Source organism: Chryseobacterium sp. GTID13 (assembly GCF_056172655.1).
In genome coordinates, this window is the sequence record NZ_JAOCMB010000006.1 from 573928 (window position 1) to 594860 (window position 20933).

A 20933-nucleotide genomic window follows, 5' to 3' on the forward strand; every position below is an offset into this window, starting at 1 on the left:
TCTATTTCTTCAAATCGCTGGGTGGTTTTCTGGCTTTTAAATCCAAAAAGAAAAACAGGATACACACAACGGTAAGCGAAACGGCATATATTTTCAGGATACGTACTTCCCGGATGAGTTTTTCCATAATAAATAAGTGTTTGGTGATGAATTATTTATCAGTAGCTGCGTTAATCATTTTTGAAATATCATTTGCTGTAAAGCTTCCCCTGACATCTACAAATACAAGTTCTTTATCTGAATTTACAGTGATCATCATATTTTTAATGGTTTCACCATTCTGTTTTACTCTTACATTGACGTTTTCACCGTTGTGCTTTATAGTAGCCCATTCTTCAAAGTCATTGTTATTCAGATATTTGGAATATTCGTTCAGCATGTCTTTGTTTCCGTTATCTACCGTCATTATCTTTATTTTGGAAACTTTCCTGATCAGATTGATCACCTCTTCACTTTCGCCATCTTCCCTCAAAGCTTTCTTAATAAAAGGTTTTGCCATAAATACAGGAACATTGAAGCTGACAAATTTTGCTCCTTTAAAATCATGCTCCGACTGTCTGACAAAGTCCATATTCGGTCTTCCTGAAGGCAGGCAGGACTGAAGCATCCACAAGATAAAGGTTCCTAGAAAAATGTTTTTTAGAGTTTTCATGGTGATTATTTTTTAGTCGATAGGTTTTAGAGCTCCTCCCGATGTTTTGCTGATATTGGATTCTATTTCCGGTCTTCCTTTATATTTTACCAATCCTCCTGATGAAGCTTTTACTTTCAGTCTGTTAGAGACATTCACAGAAAGGTTTCCTCCGGATGTTGCTTCTGCCTCAAGATTATTTAATCTTAACTCATCAGCTTTACAGAGCGCTCCACTGCTGATGTCTATAATTCCTGAGTTTGCTTTTCCTTCAATGGCGGTATTGGATCCGCTTGATGCTTTTACAGTAATAGTTCCCGCTGTAACTCCCGCTCTGATATTTGCCCCTGATGAAGTCCCGATATCTAATGTATTGTCGACCCTAAAATCTCCTTTTACATTTGCTCCTGATGATACATCAATAGCTATGTTATTTTCTTTGATAGAGTTCACCACGTTGAAGTTCGCTCCTGAAGACACTTTGATATTATCCATTCTCGGAGAAGAAATATTAACGCTTAAGTTCTTAAACTTCAGGCTCTTTGTTCCTTTATTATCTACATAGACTTTTAATACTCCATTTTCAACTTTTGTGATAATATACTGGAGTTTATCCGCATCAGCAATTACTTTTACGTTGGTAGGGCTTTCCTGTTTGAAAACCACGTTAACGCCTGTACTCACATTAATTCCGGAGAATTCACCTACGTTTCTTGCTTCTCCGTTAAGGTATGAGGAGGTATTATCAGAAGTAAGGCTGTTTCTCAGATTGGTTACAGGATTGGTTTTGGTTTCGCTGGAATTGATGATCTTATTCACATCATCCATAGAAAGCTTTCCATCCAGCATTACCAGAATATTTTCACCTTTTCCTCCGTCGATACTTAATAAAAGGTCATCCAATATTCCGTCCTTTGCATCGGAAGAAAGAAATTTAATCTTAGCTCCTGAATTATTAACGGACATGATCTCGTTGTAGTTAAGGTTTTTTAAATAGACCGAAACATCTTTGCTTAGCCTGGCAAGATTATCCTGAACCTTACGCCCTTCCGTGGTATTGATATTTTCAGGGTTTTCTGTAATAAGGATTTTCAATCCGTTAATCTTCGAAAGCAGGGGTTTAATCTGATCCAGCTGGGAATCGTCAATATTAAGGCTGCTGAGCATCCCGAACATGGGTTTGGCAATTTTAATGGAGGTAACCCCTTCTACTTCCTGATATCTGTCGAAAAGCATATCAAATTTATCCCTCTGACCATACATGGTAAAGAAGTGGGAAAAAGCGAGCGCGAATATTATAAACATTTTTTTCATGAGTCAATTTTTATTTAAGCTTGATTATTTGTGCCTGATCAGAAGCATAATCTATTTTTTTGTTTAATAATCATCGTTTACCACTGCTGGCTGAACCAATTTTTCACTGACATTATTCGCAAATACCTGGAATGAATACTTAGTGATATTGATTGCTTCATCTACATTATCGATCCTTTTACCGTTTACAATAACATAAGAGTCTTTGTAACCTGTGGAATCATTCAACGTTTTCTTAGTTTTATATGAGGAATTATCTACAAATCTCGGCTTTGATTCTTTTTTCAGCCTTCCTCTTTTTGGCAGGATTTCATCCATCACATCCTTTTCCGCTACTGAATTTTCCTGGAAAAGAGAGTCTTTTTTGGCTCCGGAAATTGAATCGGTATGGTTAACCGCTACCTGCTCCTGGTGATCGTTATTCTCTTCAATAAACCTGGATTTTTGCTTTAAAACCTCATCTTTTACCAGCTTTTCTCTTTCAGCAACTCCTATACGGTAATTGTTCATCAAGAAACCAACACTGAAAAGAAGCACTAATCCGGCTGCCATCCAGAACCATTTCGGAAAGGAAGGCTTATTCTTTTGAAGCGGGATAATGGGAGCTTCATTCGATTCTGAATCTCCGCCTTCTGCTTTCTGAAGAAAATCTTCAAAACTCCACTCCATCTTTTCTTCCTTTATCTCGTGGAAGATTTCATCGTATTTATTCTGAAATTGATCTTTGCTCATAGCTCATCAGTTGTGATATTTGTTCTTTTACTTTTTGTCTCGCCCTCATCAGGTTGACCCTGACTGCATTTTCTTCCATTTCCATCATTTCGGAGATTTCCGAGACCTCATATTCTTCTACGTCCTTCAGATGGATTACCATTTTCTGTTTTTCCGGGAGCTGGTTGATAAATCCTATAATATGCTCCTTCAGATTATTGATGTCCATGCTGTACAATTCCGAGCGGTGAAGCTGCAAATCTGCAAATCCCAACTTCACATCGTGGTGCTTCAGACGGTTCAGGCATTCGTTCCGGACGGATTTCAAAGCGTAGGATTTTAAATTTCCAAACTGCCCGAGCTCCTCTTTCTTCTGCCAGAATTTTACCATCAGGTCCTGCACCACATCTTCTGCCTCATCACTGCTCATAACGAATCTTTTCGCAAAACGATACATCTCGTCTTTGAGAATAAACACCGTATTCTTGAAAGTTTCCTGGGTCATGAGTTTTGTTTCTATAGGTAAGACAATTAAAATCTTAATTCTATTACATTACATTTAAAAAAAAATTATGATTTTATATTTTTCCTTCTTCTGAATTCTGATAAAACCAGCTTACAAAGGAGTTTCTGTGATGTTTATAAAACTAATTATTTTTTCTTAATTTGAAATATTATAAATCATGCTTGCGTTATACTGATTTTTTAATTCCCACGGATATCACAGATTTTCACAGATTCTTTTTAATTATAGATTCAATAAAATTTTCTTTTATGATGAATACCTAAGCTAAGAAATATAATATCTGTGTAATCCGTGAGATCCGTGGGAAAAGTATAAAAGCCTCCGAAACGGAGGCCTTCAATATTAATAGTTATCAAAAATATGTTTCAATATCGCTTTATCTTCTTCCGCTAAAGCCACTTTTCTTCTTCCCATTGCCCTTTCCGCAACTTCATAAGCTTTATCCAGTTTAAATTTTTCATCATCTTTACCTCCACCCCACGAGAAGTTCTCCACAAGGTTTGGCGGAAAGCCGGGTTTAAAGATATTAGAAGCAACCCCCACTACAGTTCCTGTATTCAATTGGGTATTGATGGCTGTTTTGGAATGGTCTCCCATAATGAGGCCTGCAAACTGAAGACCGGTATCTTCGAAAGCTTTTGTTCTGTAATTCCAGAGTTTTACCGGGCTGTAATTATTTTTAAGGTTGGAAGAATTGGTATCCGCACCGAAATTACACCACTCGCCTATCACCGAATTCCCGACAAATCCTTCATGCCCTTTGCTTGAATATCCGAATATGATGATGTTATTGACCTCGCCTCCTACTTTACAGTGTGGGCCAATCGTTGTAGCACCATAAATTTTCGATCCCAGATTAAACTTGGAATCTTCCCCCAGTGCTATAGGTCCGCGAAGGTTACAGCCTTCCATTACCTCAGCATTTTTACCAATATAAATCTTTCCGGTTTTGGTATTGATCGTAGAGAATTCTATCTGGGCTCCCTCTTCAATGAACAGGTCTTTTTTATCCCCTAAAAATCCGTTGGTGGAAGATAATTCCTGTGAAGTTCTTCCGGCAGTCAGCAGATTAAAGTCAAAATCTATGGCAAGATGATTATAGGTAAACAGATCTGAAGGTTTTTTGAAGAAAGTTAAATCCTCTTTGATATCCGTCATCTTTTCGATCTGGTTCAGGGAGAATCCTTTCATATTGATCCTGGCTGCGATCAGTTCATCTTCATAAACAAGAGCTTCACCCGGCTTAAGCTCCTTGATTTGCCGGATCACCGTTTCCGTTGGTAAAAAATTAGTAACCAGGAAAAGGCTCTCTTTTTCTTCGGGATTCCTAAATTTATTCTGAAGATAATTTTCAGTGAAGTAGGAAACTTCATCATTTTCCAGAATTTTCTGCCATCGTTCGGAAAAAGTCAGGATTCCGCATCTCATGGCGGCAACAGGACGGGTAAAAGTAAGCGGAAGAAAATCTTCCCAGTATTGGGCATCTGAAAATACTAATTGCATTGTGTAAAGGTTAAAAATTAGAAGTCAGAATTTAGAAGACGAAATATAAAAGTTTTCTCCTTCTCATTTCTGTTCAGAACAAAAATACAAAAATAGCCCGAAAGAAATATTAGAAAATCCGAATCTGAAGGCTGGATGATCCGAGATTATGTCTTATTATACATAAAAAAGCCTCCCAATAAATTGGAAGGCTTAATATTTCAGGTAACAAAAAATTACTTAGCGAATTTTTTGTATTTGTTCATAAACTTGTCAACTCTACCTGCAGTGTCTACTAATTTCACTTTACCAGTGTAGAAAGGGTGAGAAGTTGAAGAGATTTCCATTTTGATCAATGGATATTCTTGTCCTTCATATTCGATAGTATCTTTAGTTTCTGCAGTTGATTTGCAAAGAAACACCTCGTCGTTACTCATATCTTTGAAAACAACAAGTCTATAATTTTCTGGGTGGATTCCTTTTTTCATAATACAATTTTTAAAAAATTAAAGTTTGCTTTCGAAATAGTAATGATATTTCTCTGCTAATTTTAGGTTGCAAAAGTACAACATTTTTTCAAATATACAAATACCCAATTCAATATTTTTTCTAGATAAGAAATTCAAAGTATTTTCGTTAAATTTGGAATCTTAAACTTTAATTTCGATGAAATTCAAACTATTACTGGCTTTTTCATTTTGGATGCTTCTTGTAGCAGTATCGTGTAATAAAGATGATATTACCTTTGATGCCCCTTCACAACAGCTGAGTTTCTCAAAGGATACCGTATTCTGCGATACGGTTTATCACCAGGTACGTTCCGAAACTTATGTTGTAAAAGTATATAATAATGAAGACAAGGACGTTCTGATTCCGAGAATTAATCTGGAAAAAGGAAGCTCATCACTATACAGGATCAATGTAGACGGAAAGCCGGGCTTTGATTTCAAAGATGTTCCATTAAGAAAGAAGGATAGTATGTATATTTTTGTGGAAATAGCACCTGAAGCCACGGGCCCTGAAGCTATTGCCGAAGACAAAATCCTTTTCAGCAGCGGTGCTGGTCAACAGCATGTGACATTATTCTCAGTGGTACAGGATGCTGAATTTTTCATCGAAACACCTACCAATCCCAATGTAATTTCTACCCACACCACATGGAATAACAATAAAGCTAAGATCATCTACGGAAATCTTACCATCAATTCTAATATTACCCTGGACATCCAGCCGGGAACTAAAGTTTACTTCCATAAAAACAGCGGTATGAAGGTATCTTCCGGCGCAACCCTGAATATCAACGGAGTTTTTGACAATGAGGTAATCCTGCGCGGAGACAGAAATGATCCTTACTACGACACCATCCCTAAAAACTGGAATTCTATCCGGATGGAGCCCAATTCTATCCTTAATATGAATTTTGCAAGACTTTTCGGAGGTACAAGAGGGTTTGATATGAAACAGAATACGGCCAATATCAGCAATTCATTCATCCATACTTTCTTTGAATATGGTATTTATGCCGTAGGATCAACAGTTACTGCCAAAAACCTGGTGATGAACAATTGCGGTGAATCATGTATCGGGATTTTCAGAGGTGGAAACCACAGCTATACCCATGCTACGATTGCAAATTATTCTAAAACCATGGGATCCTTCAACAGAAACGGAATCACAGCCACCAATGAATGGAAAAATGCGGCTGGAACCACAGAACAGGGAGCGCTTCAGCGTCTTGATATAAAAAACAGCATTGTATTTTCAGACAGGGATAATTCTGTCAATTTCGAACAGACTCCGGGGCAGCAGTTTGAGTTCCTGATCCAGAATTCACTGATAAAATATTCCGGTGTACCGGAAGCCGGCTTTCCCTTCGACAATAATGTACGTGTGATACAGAGTATTAAAAATGAAGATCCGCAATTCCTCAATTATTTTGCAGCGAAGATGAACCTGAGGGTAAAAACCACATCTCCGGCAAGAGGAAAAGGAAATGTAACCGTAGCAGGGACAGTACCTTTTGACATTGTGAATGTATCGAGAACAACCAACCCTACTCTTGGAGCCTATCAATAATGGAAATCACACAACTGCAGCAACAGGTTGATGAATGGATCAAAACCATAGGAGTCCGTTATTTTAATGAACTGACCAATATGGCTATGCTGACTGAAGAAGTAGGCGAAGTCGCCCGCATCATTGCCAGAAGATATGGTGAGCAAAGCGAAAAAGAAAGCGATAAAAGTAAAGACCTTGGTGAAGAGCTGGCAGATGTATTGTTTGTTACTTTATGTTTAGCCAACCAAACCGGAGTGAATCTGCAGGAAGCGTTCGACAAAAAAATGAAGATTAAAACGGACCGGGACAAGGACCGGCATCAGAACAACGAGAAGTTGAAATAATATAATATAGATATCAGATCGCAGACATCAGATAACAGATTTTTTATACTCTGACTTCTGAAATCTAACATCTGATGTCTTTAACAGAAGAAATAATGAAGTTAGAAAAATCAAAATTAGCATCAGGAAAAACAGTTCAGATCAGCGGTTCGAAAAGCATTTCGAATCGTTTGTTGATTTTGGAAAGTTTATTCAAAAATATACAGATCGGGAACCTGTCTAATTCCCAGGACACCCAGCTGCTGAAAAAAGCCCTGTCTGAAAATACTGAAACCGTAGACATTCACCACGCAGGAACAGCCATGCGTTTCCTTACTTCCTATTATTCAATATCCGAAGGGAAAACAACCATTCTTACCGGTTCCAAAAGAATGAAGGAAAGACCGATCAAAAACCTGGTTAACGCACTAAAAGACCTAGGGGTTGAGATCGAGTATCTGGAAAACGAAGGTTTCCCGCCTTTAAAGATCACAGGAAGGAAGATTACCCAAAAGCAGGTGAATGTTCCGGCCAATATATCCAGTCAGTTTATTACCTCTCTTCTTCTGATTGCCGGGAAACTTGAAAACGGCCTGGAGATTCACCTGGTTGGCGAAGTTACTTCAAGATCCTATATAGAAATGACACTGGATATCCTGACAAGATTCGGGATCAGGAATAGCTTTGAAGGAAATACCATTAAAGTGGAGCCGTTTGATGCAAATAGTGAATCCCCAGCAGTACATTACGAAGTGGAAAGCGACTGGAGCTCGGCTTCGTACTTCTACTCGATCTGTGCATTGGGAAGAGAAACCATCCATCTGAAAAGCTTTTACAAAGAATCTACCCAGGGGGATTCTGCCATTGCCAGGATTTATGAAGAATTTTTCGGAATTAAAACCATTTTCACGGAAGACGAACATAAGCTTACCCTTCAGCCGGATCCTGATTTTATTTTCCCGGAAAAAATCGTCCTGGATATGAATAACTGCCCGGATATTGCACAAACGCTTTGCGTAACAGCTGCTGCATTAAAAATTCCATTTGATATTTCCGGACTGGGAACGTTAAGGGTAAAAGAGACCGACAGGCTGCAGGCTTTATATAATGAACTGAAAAAACTGGGTACTGAAACAGAGATTACAGACCTTACCATCAAATCTGTAAGCTTCGGAGAACCGGTAGAGCACATTTCCATCGGGACTTACCAGGATCACAGAATGGCAATGAGCTTTGCCCCGTTCTGTCTCATTAAAGAACTCAATATCGAAGAAGAAGAGGTAGTAGAAAAATCTTATCCTATGTTCTGGAAAGATTTAAACGATATTATGGCTTGATGAAAGTGTGAAAATGTAATATCATGAAAAAGTATATAGTATTATTTTCTCTTATGCCTTTATTTACCTGGGCTCAATACCTGCTACCCAATGAAGAAACGGTTTTCTCATTCAAAACAAATAATGGGAAGATCATGACTTTGGTTAAAGATAAAAAGAATGAATATATCCAGTACAGATTCGGAAGCAAGGATCATATAGATATGGAATTCCCAAAGACCAGGACAAAAGAAAGCTGGAAGCAGTTTACATACAGCTCTTATTTTAGAGGCGGAGGAAAACAGAATGCAGGAATGGAAGTAGACAATCTTTCTTTTATCAATAATGGCTATAAGTATCTGCTGTACAGAACTTACTTTGCCGAAAACAGGAGCTTTGCCACCGGAATCATCATTACAGACAACAAAGAAAAAAAACACGTATTTCAGGGAACTATAAAACCATTGAAGGCTGTATCTGCAATCTGGACGATACGGGAATGATTCAGAGAGAGGATACCGGCCTGGAATTTTAACAGCCTTGCAGAGAAAACTTCAATGATCTGAAACAAAAATTTTTCAACAGGAAAATATAGGCGAAAAGCATTCTTCCTGTGATTCTAAAAAAGGTTATTTCAAAAGATATTCACAAGAGACTTATCCCCATTCCGACGCTGATCAAAATGCACAATTTCAGGATTGTGGAAAACAGATTTAAAACACCAACTTTATTTAAAATATTTAAATTACTGATAATCAATTATTTAATAACAAAAACTAAACTTTTACCCGATTCCATATAATTTTCACTCACTTACTTATCCACAGAGTTATCCACAATTTATCAATAACTTTAGATCAAATTCAGAAAACAGGGTCGGATTTTGTTTCTGAGCAATTTTATATACCAATACATAATAGAGTTCCTATTTCTTTTTTTACATTTGCTGAAAATACGGTTTGTGCTGAAACACAGCAGCCGGAGGAAAAAACAAAAGTCTAAAATCATAAACAATCCAATGACTATTATCATCACCGGAACCTCATCGGGAATAGGTTTTGTACTCGCCGAATATTTCGGAAAAAAGACCATAAAGTATACGGCTTAAGCCGGAAGCATACGGAAAGCCAATACTTCACCTCTATTCCGACCGATGTTACCGATAATACTGCCGTTCAGAATGCCATCGCTGAAGTTTTAAAAACAGAATCAAGGATCGACGTCCTGATCAATAATGCAGGAATGGGAATGGTAGGCGCTGTGGAAGATTCTACAAAGGAAGATATTTTAAAGTTGTTCAACCTGAATCTTGTAGGAGCTGTTCAGATGATGAGTGCCGTTCTTCCGAAAATGCGGGAAAACAAATTTGGAAAGATCATCAATATTTCAAGTATCGGCAGCGAAATGGGACTTCCTTTCCGCGGCTTCTATTCTGCCTCCAAATCTGCCCTGGATAAGGTAACAGAAGCGATGAGATATGAAGTTTATCCATGGAATATTGACGTATGTTCCTTACATCTTGGTGACATCAAAACGAATATTGCGGAAAACAGGGTGAGAACACAGGTTTCAGAACCTTACAAAAATATATTTGATAAAGTTTACACCTTGATGAATTCGCATGTGGGCGACGGAACCGATCCTCTTGAAGTGGCAGCCTATGTGGAAAATCTTTTGAATAAAAATAAATGGAAAGCCCATTATTATTTCGGTAAATTCGGGCAGAAAATCGGCGTTCCCCTGAAATGGATTCTTCCCCAGGGAACCTATGAGAATCTGATGAAAAAATATAATAAACTGGATTAAATTCAGTTATTTAATATACTTTTAAACCATTAAGATATATTGAGTTATTAAGATCATTAAACCAGCTTTGCTTTTTCAATTTTAAACATCCGATGGTTTAAACAAACAGAACATTGAAGTTATTTCTGAAAATATTTTTTATCCTGTTCTGCGTTTTTGTACAAGCGCAGAAAAAGCAGTATTGGCTTATTGATACGGAAACCAATGTCAGGAAAAAAGTAAAGGATTCTCTTTCTGCAGCAAAATTTCTGGATTCTTTATCCCAGAGCAATTATTTCTTCACAAAGCTGAAGGATGTAAAAGTGAAAGGCGACAGCACGGAAATTTTCTACGACAAAGGAAAAAACTTCAATGAAACCTATGTAAACCTTTCTGATTCTGTTGCCTTGAAACTAAAAATCCAGAAAGATTTTTTCACTAAAAATTTAGATTCAACCAAGAAAAGCATCAACAAAAGGTATATAGATGACGGATATTCTTTCAGCCGTCTTAAATCCAAATATAAAGGTCAGAAAAACGGCTACCCTGTCATAGAACTGGATGTCAACAAAAATGACAAACGAACCATTGATAATTTTGTGGTAAAAGGCTACGAAAGGGTACCAAAAAGGTTTATGAAAAACCTGGAAAAGGAATTCAAGGGAAAGACCTATGATGACAAAAATCTTCTGGCCATCAGCAAGAATTTTCAGAGCCATGCTTTTGTCACTCTTGAACGACCACCTCAAACTTTATTTACTAAAGACTCCACAAGCATTTACCTGTTTATGGAAAAGAAAAAGACCAATACGTTTGACGGGGTAATTGGTTTTGGAAACGACAAAACAGAAAAATTTACCCTGAACGGAACCCTGAATGTGAACTTCAGGAATATGTTCAATGGTTTTGAGACCGTTAATCTTTACTGGCAGAGAAACCCGGACAAGGGACAGACTTTTGATCTCCAGACCGATATTCCTTACCTTTTTAAATCTAATGTCGGAATGAATCTGAAAGTCAATATTTTCAGGCAGGATTCCACTTTTGCCAACGTGAAGTTCCTTCCGGCTTTTTATTATCATATCAATTCCCGCAACAGGATCGGGCTAAGGGGAACGCTTGAATCTTCCAGCATTATTGATACGCTGTATGTTCAGGGCAAAGATTATAATAAAAGAGGGCTTGGGATCTGGTTTGAAATGACCGAACCTACGGATATTGACCTTTTCATTTACAAAACAAGGATTAATGCCGGCTATGATTATCTGACAACCACATATACCAAGGATAATATTAAAGCCAACCAGAACCAGTTTTATTTCTTCGGTGAACATAACTACCATATTTCCGGAAACCATTTTCTCAATATAAAGGCGGAAGGCGCCATGATGGACTCCAAGGTTGAATTCTCTGCCAATGAATTGTACCGTTTCGGGGGATGGAATTCCATGCGGGGTTTCAATGAGAAATCCCTGGCCGCCGACTTCTACTATTACGCAGGCTTAGAATACCGATATCTCATTGGAAGCCAGGCATTTTTTGACTTTTTCGGACAATATGGGCAGCTCAATAACAAATCTTTAAATGTAAAACCTAAACTTTACAGTGTAGGGCTCGGGTTCAATTTCTTTATTCCTATCGGGCTCATGAGCTTCCAGCTTTCCAATGGTAATGAATTTGGAAATCCTTTTAAGTTCAATGATATCAAGATCCATTGGGGAATCCTGAGCAGGTTTTAAGAGTTTCTTTTGTATAAAAATTCAGGAATTAATTGTAAATAAAATTCCTTTGCATACTTAAAGATGACTTTATTAAAGCTTTGTGATAAAATCTATGCTCCTTTTTTCTTTTTCACGCAAAGCTTTTATATAGAAATCTATTATTTTTAAGTAGAGCAGAGATATCGGCTTCGCCGTTGATTAAGCGGGCGCTCTATATCTACAAGCTTCATCGAATCAATTAAAATTGATTCCCGTCTTTGCACCCTAAAATATAAATCATAGTAATTCAAACTTTGCGTTTAAAAAAACTAGCATTCAGTCAAAAAATCCTGCATAGAAGAATATTAAAATAAAGCAGTCCTTTCAGTTTTATTATTATGTTAAATATTCATGTTAAAAAACATTAAAAAAGTATTTTTATTTTAATACCACATTAAAATTCAGGTAACAGTACACCGCTAAATTTGCTCTCAAAAAAATGAAGAAGACTTTAGCTACTTTTGCTGTTTTTTTACTCCCCTTTATCTCACTGCCCAGGAAATCAACATTACCGGAAATGTAAAATCCGAAAATGGCTCCAGTGTTTCCGGCGTAAACATCACCGACAAAAACACCGGAAAAACAACAATAACCGACGAAAGCGGTAATTTCACCATATCAGCCAACCCCAAAGACATCCTTGAGTTTTATGCACCGGATTTCTCCATGTATACTGTAGAAGTTTCTTCCAGAAGACAGTATTCTGTTGTTTTGAAAAAGCCAATGAAAAGCAGATTGAAGGGGTCGTGATTACTGCTTTAGGGATTGCCAAAAAGAAGGAAAAGATAGGCTATGCGACTCAGGAGGTAGGAACCAAACAATTTGAGACCATTACCACACCAAGTATAGGAAATTTATTTTCCGGACAGGTGGCTGGTCTTAATGTTTCCAATCCTACAGGGATGCAGCAGGCGCCACAGTTTACACTGAGAGGGAACTCCAATCTGGTTTTCGTAATCGATGGCGTGATTGTGGAAAAAGAAGTTTTCCAGAATCTGGACCCCAATAATATTGAAAATATCAACGTCCTGAAGGGAGCAACCGCTTCTGCACTCTATGGTTCCAGAGGAAGATACGGAGCCGTCCTGATTACGACAAAAAATGCCAGGAAAAAAGGCTTTTCTGTAGAGTTTTCACAAAATACCATGATAACGGCAGGATTTACCAACCTCCCGAAAACCCAGAACGAATACGGTAACGGATCTCACGGAAAGTACGAATTCTGGGACGGTGCCGACGGCGGGGTGAATGACGGTGATATGATCTGGGGACCCAAATTTGTTCCCGGACTGAAAATTGCCCAATGGAACAGCCCGATCAGGGATAAGCTGACAGGCCAGGTAATTCCGTGGTACGGAGCAGTAGCAGGAACCCAATATAATGACAAGTCAAGATATGAAAGAGTTCCTATAGACTGGCAGTATCATGATAACTTAGATATTTTCTTAAAGCCTGCAGTCATTAATAATAACAGTTTCGCGGTAAGCTATAAAAATAATAAAGATATTTACAGGCTGTCCGGAAATTTCATGAATTATGATGACAGGATTCCTAGTTCGTATCTGCAGCGTTACGGCGTCAACTTTTCGTCTGAAAATCATCTGGGAGAGAAATTAACTTTTGATACTAAATTTAATTTCAACCAAACCTTCACGCCCAATATTCCCAACTACGAATATAATCCAAGCGGCCATATGTACACCATCCTGATCTGGATGGGAGCAGATGTAGACGGAAGGGACCTTAAAAACCATATGTGGATCCCGGGAAAAGAAGGAACCGCCCAGGCTAACTGGAATTATGCATGGTACAACAATCCTTGGTTCGGAGCAGAATATTATAAAAATAAAAACAGAACCAATATCATCAATGCACAAACCGGCCTGGAATATAAGGCCACTGAAGATTTCTCCGTAAAAGGAAAGATATCCATTGTGGAAAACCACAACAAGCAAGAGATATTGAGTCCGTATTCTTATTTTAACTACAGCGCTCCGAGAAGTGGAGGTTACCTTCTGAATGATACCAAAACATGGAACCTGAACTCCGACATTCTTGCTACCTACAAGAAGAAAATATCGGAGAATTTTGATTTTACGATCAACGCCGGAGGTTCTACCTTTTATTATAAAAACAATGTGGATAATGCATCCACAGACGGATTAAAAATCCCTGAATTATACACGCTGGAAAACTCAACCGGAGCGGTGAAATATTACGATTATCTGAAAGAAAAGCTGATCTACAGTGCTTATTCAACCATTGACATCGGATTGTATAATGCTTTTTTCATCAACATTTCAGGGCGTAATGACTGGTCTTCTACCCTTCCGAAAGCCAACAGGTCTTACTTTTACCCTTCCGCTTCGGTAACTGCGGTTATTTCAAACCTTGTTAAAATGCCGGAAGCTATTAATCTTTTAAAACTTTCAGCTTCATGGGCCAAGGTTGCCTATGATTTCCAGCCGTATTCCATAAGAAACTATTATCTGAACAATGAAGGAGCTACTTTCAATGGAAATCCGATGTATAATTATCCTACCATCCTCAATGTTGAAAATTCCTTAAAACCGGAACAGACGAAATCTTATGAACTGGGATTGAGCGCTGGATTATTTAAAAACAGGATTACTTTGGATGTTACTTATTTCAGAACGCTGGATTATAACAACATTCTGCAATTTCCGGCAGCACCTTCATCAGGATTTACCTCTCAGTATGTAAACGGAAACGAATATACCACGAAAGGTCTGGAAATCTCTTTAGGATTAGTTCCTGTAAAAACAACCAACTTTACCTGGAGGTCTTTAATCAACTGGAGTACGTATGAACAAAAGCTGACTTCCATTTACGACAATATGCCGAATTACAACAACATCAGGCTTGGCGAAAGAATGGACAGCTACTACGATTATACCTGGAAGAAATCCCCGGACGGAAAAGTAATCCTGAACGCTGCTACAGGTATGCCTACAAGGGCCGATGCACCAAGTAACCTTGGCCACTTCAATCCGGACTGGACATTTGGCTTTAACAATACCTTTAAATATAAAAAGTTTACGCTGAATATCGGAATCGACGGAAGCATAGGAGGCGTCATGAGATCCCAGGTCGTGGAAAAAATGTGGTGGGGCGGAAAACATCCGAACTCAACAGCCTACAGGGATCTTGAATATGCCAATCCGGGAACCTACTATTTTGTACCGGACGGGGTAAATTATAATGCAGCTACCGGAACTTACACACAACATACAAAACCGATCAGTTTTCAGGACTGGGCACAGAATTATCCTTATCAGGCAAGGGTAACGGAGGATGAAAGTGAATTATTTGCGAATGTTTTCGACAGAACTTTCATTAAACTGAGATCTGTAGTTCTGGAATACGATTTCTCGTACCTCCTGAATCCTAAAGGAATGATCAAAAATTTCACAGCCAATATTTCCGCTTATAATCTGGCGATGTGGAAAAAGTCTAAAAACCTTTATTCTGATCCTGATTATCAGCTCAAAAAAGACAGCAATGATATCCAGGACCCTTCCAGCAGATGGATAGGAATAGGTTTTAATCTTAAATTTTAATTAATAAGCATCCTGAACAATGAAAAATAATATAAATGTTGCAGCGAAATCGCTAAAAAATTCAGTATAAAGACTATTGCTGTGGCAGGACTTCTGATCCTAGCCTCATGCGAAACCGACCTTGACAAAATCAATGAAAACCCTAATGACCAGGCAAGTGTAGATCCCAAAGTCCTTTTGACCTATGTTTCAAAAGACGCTTTCCAGGTAAACGGCGACAATATGTATGCTTCCAGAATGATGATCGGTACGGATGGAGAAAATACTTACCAGTATATGAAATGGAACGATGCCTCCTTTGAAGTATACACGAAAGGTATTCTGAATACGGTAAAAATGATGCAGGAAGCCGAAAAGATCAACAATAAGAACTACAGTGCCATCGGCAAATTCTACAGAGCCTATTATTTCTTTAATTTAAGCTTAAAATTCGGAAGTATCCCTTACACCGAAGCCGCCAAAGGAGAAGCCGGAATTACCCAGCCTAAATATGACAGCCAGGAAACAGTAATGGCAGGAATTTTATCCGAATTGAAAGAAGCCAATGACCTGATTAATTCCAATGATAAAATCGAAGGCGACATTATCTATAACGGCGACGCCACAAAATGGAAAAAGCTGATCAATTCTTTCCGTCTTAAAATTTTAATCACCATGTCTAAAAAAACGACATTGGGAAGCTATAATGTCGCCAATGAATTTGCTTCAATTGCAGGAAGCCAGGCTTTAATGACCTCTATTGCAGATAATGGAGAGATTAAATTTGCCGATGCGGCGGACAGCAGATACACCATGTTTAACAACAGCGGCTACGGATCTAGTTTATACATGGCCGATTATTTCATCAACCTTTTTAAAGCAAGACAGGACCCGCGTCTTTTCACTTTTGCAGCACAGACTACTGCCGCAAAGGAAGCCGGAAAACCCATCACCGATTTTACAGGCTACAACGGAGGAAATCCCGTTTCTTCCTATTCAGACAATGCAGCTCTGATTACGGCAAAAAATATTTCTAAAGTCAATGACCGTTTTTACAAAGATCCCACCAATGAGCCTTCTTCTGTACTGAGCTATCCGGAGCTGGAATTTATACTGGCCGAAGCGGCTGCCAGAGGATGGATCTCCGGATCGGCAAAACCGCATTATGACAATGCTGTTAAAGCTAGCTTCAGCTTTTATCAGACTTACGTAAAAAATCCGGGACAATATTTTTCAGGGTTTGATGTGAATCAGTACCTGGCGTCTCCACTAGTGGTTTACAGTGATGCAGATCCGTTTCAGAACCGCCTGGAAAAAATTATGACCCAGAAATATATGACGATGTTCCACCAGAGCCAGTGGACATCCTACTATGATTATTTAAGAACAGGATATCCAAACTATCCTTTACAGACGGGAGTTTCTGCACCGTTCAGATTCAGGTATCCGCAAGCAGAATATAATTATAACAGCACCAACCTCAAAGCGGCACTGGCGGCTCAATACGGAGGAAATGACAATATCAATTCCAAACCGTGGTGGCTTCAGTAACAAATAAATAGTAATATAAAAAATGTAAACCGCAGGAAAATCCAATTAACTTGCGGTTTATTTCTTATTAAGATTGAATATGAACAGAAGAGAATTTTTAGAAAAATCAAGCCTTTTGCTGGCAGGGCTGGGAACTTCGAGTGTTCTTCACCCTGCTATTTTAAAAGCACTGGCCATTGAACCTGCTGCAATGTCTACCTTTTATGATGCCGAACATGTTGTGATCCTGATGCAGGAAAACCGTTCTTTTGATCATGCTTTCGGAGCATTAAAAGGGGTCAGGGGATTTCTTGACAAAAGGGCTTTCGTTAAGGAAGATGGCCATTCCGTTTTTTTCCAGAAAGATGATGGCGGAAAATATGCTTCCCCGCAAGATTAGATCTTAGAAATACAAAATCTACCTGGATGAGCTCTCTGCCTCATTCATGGGCAGATCAGCAGAAAGCTTTAAATAAAGGAAAATACGACAAATGGCTTCAGTTTAAAGCGTCCGGAAATAAAGATTATAAAAACATTCCGCTTACTTTGGGCTATTATAACCGGGAAGACCTTCCTTTTTATTATCAGCTTGCGGATGCATTTACGATATTCGACCAATATTTCTGCTCTTCGCTTACAGGAACAACGCCCAACAGGCTTTTTCACTGGTCGGGAACGCTCCGTGAACAGCAGAACGGAAAGGTAAAAGCCAATGTCTACAATGAAAATATTGACTATGATAAGGCAAGACAGGCACACTGGAAAAGCTTTCCCGAAATTTTAGAGGAACAGAATGTTTCATGGAAAATTTACCAGAACGAAATCAGTCTTCCGAAAGGGATGTCCGGCGAACAGGAAGCCTGGCTGAGTAATTTCACAGACAATCCGATTGAATGGTTTTCAAAATTCAACGTTAAGTTTTCAAAAGGTTACCATCAGAATATTCCTAACATCATTGTTTCCCTGAAAAAAGAGATTGCGAAAAATCCTGATCAGAAGAAAAGATTGGAAACAATGATCGCTGAACTGGAAGAAGACCAGAAAAAATATACCCCTGAAAATTATTCTAAACTTTCTCAGTTTGAAAAGAACCTTCACGAAAAAGCTTTTACGACCAATATCAATGATCCCGATTACTGGAATCTGGAGACCGGAAACGATGAAAATGGGGAAAGACTGGTCGTTCCGAAAGGAGATGTGCTGTTCCAGTTCCGGAAAGATGTGGAAGAGAAGAAACTTCCATTAGTTTCCTGGCTGGTAGCTCCCGAACATTTCTCCGATCATCCCGGATCGCCATGGTATGGAGCATGGTATATTTCAGAGGTTTTAAATATACTGACCCAGGATCCTGAAACCTGGAAAAAAACAATTTTCATTATCAATTATGATGAAAACGACGGATATTTTGATCATGTTCTTCCTTTTGCTCCACCGCTCAATCCAAGCCAGCCTGTAGATATGAATAGTAAGGAAGGGGTGGAATATGTTGATAAATCCCAGGAATATATGTCTGCCCTTCCTCTGAAAGATCATGAAAGAATAGAAGGAACTGTCGGCTTAGGCTATAGGGTTCCGATGATTATCGCATCTCCCTGGACAAAAGGCGGCTTTGTGAATTCCGAAGTTTCGGACCATACTTCTGTTCTGCAGTTTCTGGAGAAATTTATACGGAAAAAATATAATAAAGACATTAAAATTGACAATATCAGTGACTGGAGAAGAACTATTTGCGGAGATTTAACTTCCGCCTTTAATTCTTCAAATTCCAAAGCTCCAAAAATGGATTACCTTGATCAGAAAGATTTTGCAAAAACCATCAACGCTGCCAGGAGTAAACCTGTTCCCCATCTGAAATGGTATTCTGAAAATGAACTGAATGAAAATTTACTTGACATTCAGGAGAAAGGAACCAAACCATCCAACCCGCTTCCTTATCATTACCATGTCAATCTCGAAAACGGGAAGATTAGAATGACGAATGTGAAAGAGGCAGGCATTCCTTTATTAATTTATGACAGAACGCAATTGAACAGCGGCAGATATTATTTTTCCTATGCACTGTATTCAAAACAGGAGCTTTTCCATCCCGTGAATCCTGGAAAATACGATTATGAAGTTTTTGGGCCTAATGGTTTTTTCAGAAAATTCAGCGGAAGTAGTATGCCTGAAATAGAAGTTCAGCTGATCTGCAGCAGCTCAAAAAATGAAGCGGAGCTGATTTTCAAAAATAAAAAAGGGAATCTCTCATTGGTAGTGGAAGATTTGTATGAGAATAATAAAAAGACGGTTTCTTTACATCAAACAGAAGAGAAATTAACCCTTGATCTCAACAAAAATAAAGGCTGGTACGATTTAAAGATAATACTTAACGACCATATCTGGCATTTTGCCGGAAGAACAGAAACGGGAAAAATTTCCATTTCGGATCCGCACTGGGCATAAAAAAGCTTATAATATTGATAAAAACCTATACAAAAATTGTATAGGTTTTTTTGAGTTATTTTACACTATAATGCATTACATATAACAAATAAGCACTCATATAAAAAATGACGTGTATTTTTTTCACAGTATACTGAATTTTCTTATCTTCACTTAACTAATTAACAATGTCATGAAAAAATTAAATTTAACAATTGCAGCGTCTCTATTTGCGCTTGCTTTATCAGGGAATCTAAGTGCGCAGGATACCAATACAGATAACCATACGGTTACAGTTTCTATTCCTGAAGTTGCACTGGTAGATATTGAGCCAGCAGCCACAAAAAACATTACTCTTGGGTTTACAGCGCCTACAGAAGCAGGGAACCCTATTATTCCTGCCGCAGCCAACACTACTTTATGGCTTAATTATTCTTCCATTAAATCCGTTGCAGACCCTACCCGTAACGTGAGTGTAAAAATGAACGCCATCATTCCGGGAGTTGACATCCACGTAACTGCGGCTGCAGCAACAGGATCAGGTGCGGGAACGTTAGGAACATCTGCAGGTCTGCTGACCTTAAGTGCGGCTGACCAAACTATTATTTCCGGAATTGGAAGCGCCTATACAGGAAACGGTGCCAACAACGGTCACAATCTTACCTATGCACTTGCTGCAGGAAGCGGCCCAGGGGGAGTAGCAGCCTACGCAGATTTACAGGCAACAGCCACTGTAGTAGCTACCGTTACTTATACCATTTCAGATAACTAGAATTTAAAGTTCTATTTTTCATTCAAAACAAGAAGAAGTTGTTATCAATTTCTTCCTGGTTTTGTATTACTATGATTTAACTCTCAATTTTATATATGATGAAGCGTATTCTTATTTTGGTCATCCTGAGTTTGCAGTTCTGCTTTTTACGTGCCGGCATTGTGATTCTCAACGGACTTACGCATTCTTACAAAATAGAAAACGGAAAAGTTTACAAAGGAAAAGTTGCCATTGAAAACACGGGTAATAATCCTCAAAGTGTAAAAATATTTTTACAGGATTATACCTACCATGCTGATGGAACGATCAATTACACAGCACTACATACCAATAAACGCAGTAATGGAGAGTGGCTGAAACTCAATACCAATCTGGTTACGCTTAAAGGCAAAGAAAAGACTGAAGTATTTTATGAAATAACAGTTCCGAATCAGGCAATGGATCCGGGAAGTTATTGGAGTGTTATTATGGTAGAACCTGTAGAAGACATAAAGCCTAGCGACAATAAACCGGGGGTAAGTATCACTTCTGTTATACGGTATGCCATTCAGGTCATTACAGACTTTGAAACAGAAAAAGCCAAACCGGACCTTAAGTTTGAAAGCGTAAAAGTGGAAAAACAGGAAGGAAAAAAATGGTTAAAATCGCTATTGCCAACAATGGTAATCTGTATTGTAAACCTACAGCCGCCATTGAAATCTATAATCGCAAAACAGGTGAAAAAGTAGGAACGTACTCAAGCTT

Annotated in this window: 19 protein-coding genes and 1 pseudogene; 13 read left to right on the forward strand and 7 right to left on the reverse strand. The window is 38.4% G+C overall.

The genetic code is table 11. The features are described 5' to 3' along the window. Position 1 precedes the first annotated feature (1 nt). From N4G44_RS18945 to N4G44_RS18975, 7 genes are all read right to left on the reverse strand, one after another. Positions 2 to 127 carry a hypothetical protein gene (locus N4G44_RS18945; RefSeq protein ID WP_474928972.1) on the reverse strand — a complete coding sequence of 42 codons (126 nt, stop codon included), beginning with the start codon at positions 125 to 127 and terminating at the stop codon, positions 2 to 4. Between the two features lie 24 nt (positions 128 to 151). Then, positions 152 to 652, reverse strand: coding sequence for a DUF4252 domain-containing protein (locus N4G44_RS18950; protein ID WP_474928974.1), 501 nt, complete (start codon positions 650 to 652; stop codon positions 152 to 154). Positions 653 to 664: 12 nt separating this feature from the next. Next, positions 665 to 1936 carry a DUF4252 domain-containing protein gene (locus tag N4G44_RS18955; RefSeq protein WP_474928976.1) on the reverse strand — a complete coding sequence of 424 codons (1272 nt, stop codon included), beginning with the start codon at positions 1934 to 1936 and terminating at the stop codon, positions 665 to 667. A gap of 72 nt (positions 1937 to 2008) precedes the next feature. Then, a complete protein-coding gene (locus tag N4G44_RS18960) occupies positions 2009 to 2677 on the reverse strand; it encodes a hypothetical protein (RefSeq protein ID WP_265129345.1) in 669 nt (222 codons plus the stop codon). Beyond that, on the reverse strand, positions 2652 to 3161 hold the full coding sequence (locus N4G44_RS18965; protein ID WP_040997687.1) for an RNA polymerase sigma factor: 510 nt from the start codon (positions 3159 to 3161) through the stop codon (positions 2652 to 2654). Before N4G44_RS18965 ends, N4G44_RS18960 begins: the two co-directional genes overlap by 26 nt. Before the next feature lie 363 nt (positions 3162 to 3524). Next, positions 3525 to 4685 carry a GlmU family protein gene (locus N4G44_RS18970; protein WP_265129344.1) on the reverse strand — a complete coding sequence of 387 codons (1161 nt, stop codon included), beginning with the start codon at positions 4683 to 4685 and terminating at the stop codon, positions 3525 to 3527. Positions 4686 to 4900: 215 nt separating this feature from the next. After that, positions 4901 to 5152, reverse strand: coding sequence for a type B 50S ribosomal protein L31 (locus tag N4G44_RS18975; RefSeq protein WP_040997690.1), 252 nt, complete (start codon positions 5150 to 5152; stop codon positions 4901 to 4903). Between the two features lie 178 nt (positions 5153 to 5330). On the opposite strand from N4G44_RS18975, the gene N4G44_RS18980 reads away from it, so the two are divergent. From N4G44_RS18980 to N4G44_RS19040, 13 genes and pseudogenes are all read left to right on the forward strand, one after another. Next, positions 5331 to 6740, forward strand: coding sequence for a hypothetical protein (locus N4G44_RS18980; RefSeq protein WP_474928979.1), 1410 nt, complete (start codon positions 5331 to 5333; stop codon positions 6738 to 6740). Continuing rightward, complete coding sequence (locus N4G44_RS18985; protein ID WP_040997695.1) at positions 6740 to 7066, forward strand: nucleotide pyrophosphohydrolase; 327 nt, start codon at positions 6740 to 6742, stop codon at positions 7064 to 7066. The genes N4G44_RS18980 and N4G44_RS18985 overlap by 1 nt, the downstream gene beginning before the upstream one ends. Positions 7067 to 7161: 95 nt before the next feature. Continuing rightward, positions 7162 to 8382 carry a 3-phosphoshikimate 1-carboxyvinyltransferase gene (locus N4G44_RS18990; RefSeq protein WP_474928982.1) on the forward strand — a complete coding sequence of 407 codons (1221 nt, stop codon included), beginning with the start codon at positions 7162 to 7164 and terminating at the stop codon, positions 8380 to 8382. A gap of 23 nt (positions 8383 to 8405) precedes the next feature. After that, positions 8406 to 8864, forward strand: a complete 459-nt coding sequence (locus N4G44_RS18995; RefSeq protein WP_474928984.1) for a hypothetical protein — start codon at positions 8406 to 8408, stop codon at positions 8862 to 8864. Between the two features lie 515 nt (positions 8865 to 9379). Continuing rightward, positions 9380 to 10167 (forward strand): annotated as a pseudogene (locus N4G44_RS19000) (SDR family oxidoreductase). Between the two features lie 113 nt (positions 10168 to 10280). Then, positions 10281 to 11885: a BamA/TamA family outer membrane protein gene (locus N4G44_RS19005; protein ID WP_474928986.1), complete on the forward strand. Its 1605-nt coding sequence runs from the start codon at positions 10281 to 10283 to the stop codon at positions 11883 to 11885. Between the two features lie 579 nt (positions 11886 to 12464). Next, positions 12465 to 12656 carry a hypothetical protein gene (locus N4G44_RS19010; protein ID WP_474929053.1) on the forward strand — a complete coding sequence of 64 codons (192 nt, stop codon included), beginning with the start codon at positions 12465 to 12467 and terminating at the stop codon, positions 12654 to 12656. Continuing rightward, positions 12653 to 15487, forward strand: coding sequence for a TonB-dependent receptor plug domain-containing protein (locus tag N4G44_RS19015; protein WP_474928988.1), 2835 nt, complete (start codon positions 12653 to 12655; stop codon positions 15485 to 15487). Before N4G44_RS19010 ends, N4G44_RS19015 begins: the two co-directional genes overlap by 4 nt. A gap of 81 nt (positions 15488 to 15568) precedes the next feature. Further along, positions 15569 to 17017 carry a SusD/RagB family nutrient-binding outer membrane lipoprotein gene (locus N4G44_RS19020; protein ID WP_474928990.1) on the forward strand — a complete coding sequence of 483 codons (1449 nt, stop codon included), beginning with the start codon at positions 15569 to 15571 and terminating at the stop codon, positions 17015 to 17017. 79 nt (positions 17018 to 17096) lie between these two features. Further along, a complete protein-coding gene (locus tag N4G44_RS19025; RefSeq protein WP_474928992.1) occupies positions 17097 to 17396 on the forward strand; it encodes an alkaline phosphatase family protein in 300 nt (99 codons plus the stop codon). Between the two features lie 26 nt (positions 17397 to 17422). Beyond that, complete coding sequence (locus N4G44_RS19030) at positions 17423 to 19438, forward strand: alkaline phosphatase family protein (protein WP_474928994.1); 2016 nt, start codon at positions 17423 to 17425, stop codon at positions 19436 to 19438. A gap of 172 nt (positions 19439 to 19610) precedes the next feature. Next, positions 19611 to 20189 (forward strand): hypothetical protein, encoded by a 579-nt coding sequence (locus N4G44_RS19035; protein WP_474928995.1) that lies wholly within the window; start codon positions 19611 to 19613, stop codon positions 20187 to 20189. A gap of 95 nt (positions 20190 to 20284) precedes the next feature. Continuing rightward, the gene (locus N4G44_RS19040) at positions 20285 to 20917 is read left to right on the forward strand and encodes a WxL protein host-binding domain-containing protein (protein ID WP_474928997.1); all 633 of its coding nucleotides are present in this window, start codon (positions 20285 to 20287) and stop codon (positions 20915 to 20917) included. Positions 20918 to 20933: the final 16 nt, after the last annotated feature.

What these genes read in the sequence shown, in the direction of transcription:
- N4G44_RS18965 (WP_040997687.1), bottom strand. Translation starts at nt 3,161, where the DNA reads ATGACCCAGGAAACTTTCAAGAATACGGTGTTTATTCTCAAAGACGAG.
- N4G44_RS18985 (WP_040997695.1), top strand. Translation starts at nt 6,740, where the DNA reads ATGGAAATCACACAACTGCAGCAACAGGTTGATGAATGGATCAAAACC.
- N4G44_RS18995 (WP_474928984.1), top strand. Translation starts at nt 8,406, where the DNA reads ATGAAAAAGTATATAGTATTATTTTCTCTTATGCCTTTATTTACCTGG.
- N4G44_RS18975 (WP_040997690.1), bottom strand. Translation starts at nt 5,152, where the DNA reads ATGAAAAAAGGAATCCACCCAGAAAATTATAGACTTGTTGTTTTCAAA.
- N4G44_RS19040 (WP_474928997.1), top strand. Translation starts at nt 20,285, where the DNA reads ATGATGAAGCGTATTCTTATTTTGGTCATCCTGAGTTTGCAGTTCTGC.
- N4G44_RS18950 (WP_474928974.1), bottom strand. Translation starts at nt 652, where the DNA reads ATGAAAACTCTAAAAAACATTTTTCTAGGAACCTTTATCTTGTGGATG.
- N4G44_RS18980 (WP_474928979.1), top strand. Translation starts at nt 5,331, where the DNA reads ATGAAATTCAAACTATTACTGGCTTTTTCATTTTGGATGCTTCTTGTA.
- N4G44_RS18960 (WP_265129345.1), bottom strand. Translation starts at nt 2,677, where the DNA reads ATGAGCAAAGATCAATTTCAGAATAAATACGATGAAATCTTCCACGAG.
- N4G44_RS18970 (WP_265129344.1), bottom strand. Translation starts at nt 4,685, where the DNA reads ATGCAATTAGTATTTTCAGATGCCCAATACTGGGAAGATTTTCTTCCG.
- N4G44_RS19030 (WP_474928994.1), top strand. Translation starts at nt 17,423, where the DNA reads ATGAGCTCTCTGCCTCATTCATGGGCAGATCAGCAGAAAGCTTTAAAT.
- N4G44_RS18955 (WP_474928976.1), bottom strand. Translation starts at nt 1,936, where the DNA reads ATGTTTATAATATTCGCGCTCGCTTTTTCCCACTTCTTTACCATGTAT.
- N4G44_RS19035 (WP_474928995.1), top strand. Translation starts at nt 19,611, where the DNA reads ATGAAAAAATTAAATTTAACAATTGCAGCGTCTCTATTTGCGCTTGCT.
- N4G44_RS18945 (WP_474928972.1), bottom strand. Translation starts at nt 127, where the DNA reads ATGGAAAAACTCATCCGGGAAGTACGTATCCTGAAAATATATGCCGTT.
- N4G44_RS18990 (WP_474928982.1), top strand. Translation starts at nt 7,162, where the DNA reads ATGAAGTTAGAAAAATCAAAATTAGCATCAGGAAAAACAGTTCAGATC.
- N4G44_RS19025 (WP_474928992.1), top strand. Translation starts at nt 17,097, where the DNA reads ATGAACAGAAGAGAATTTTTAGAAAAATCAAGCCTTTTGCTGGCAGGG.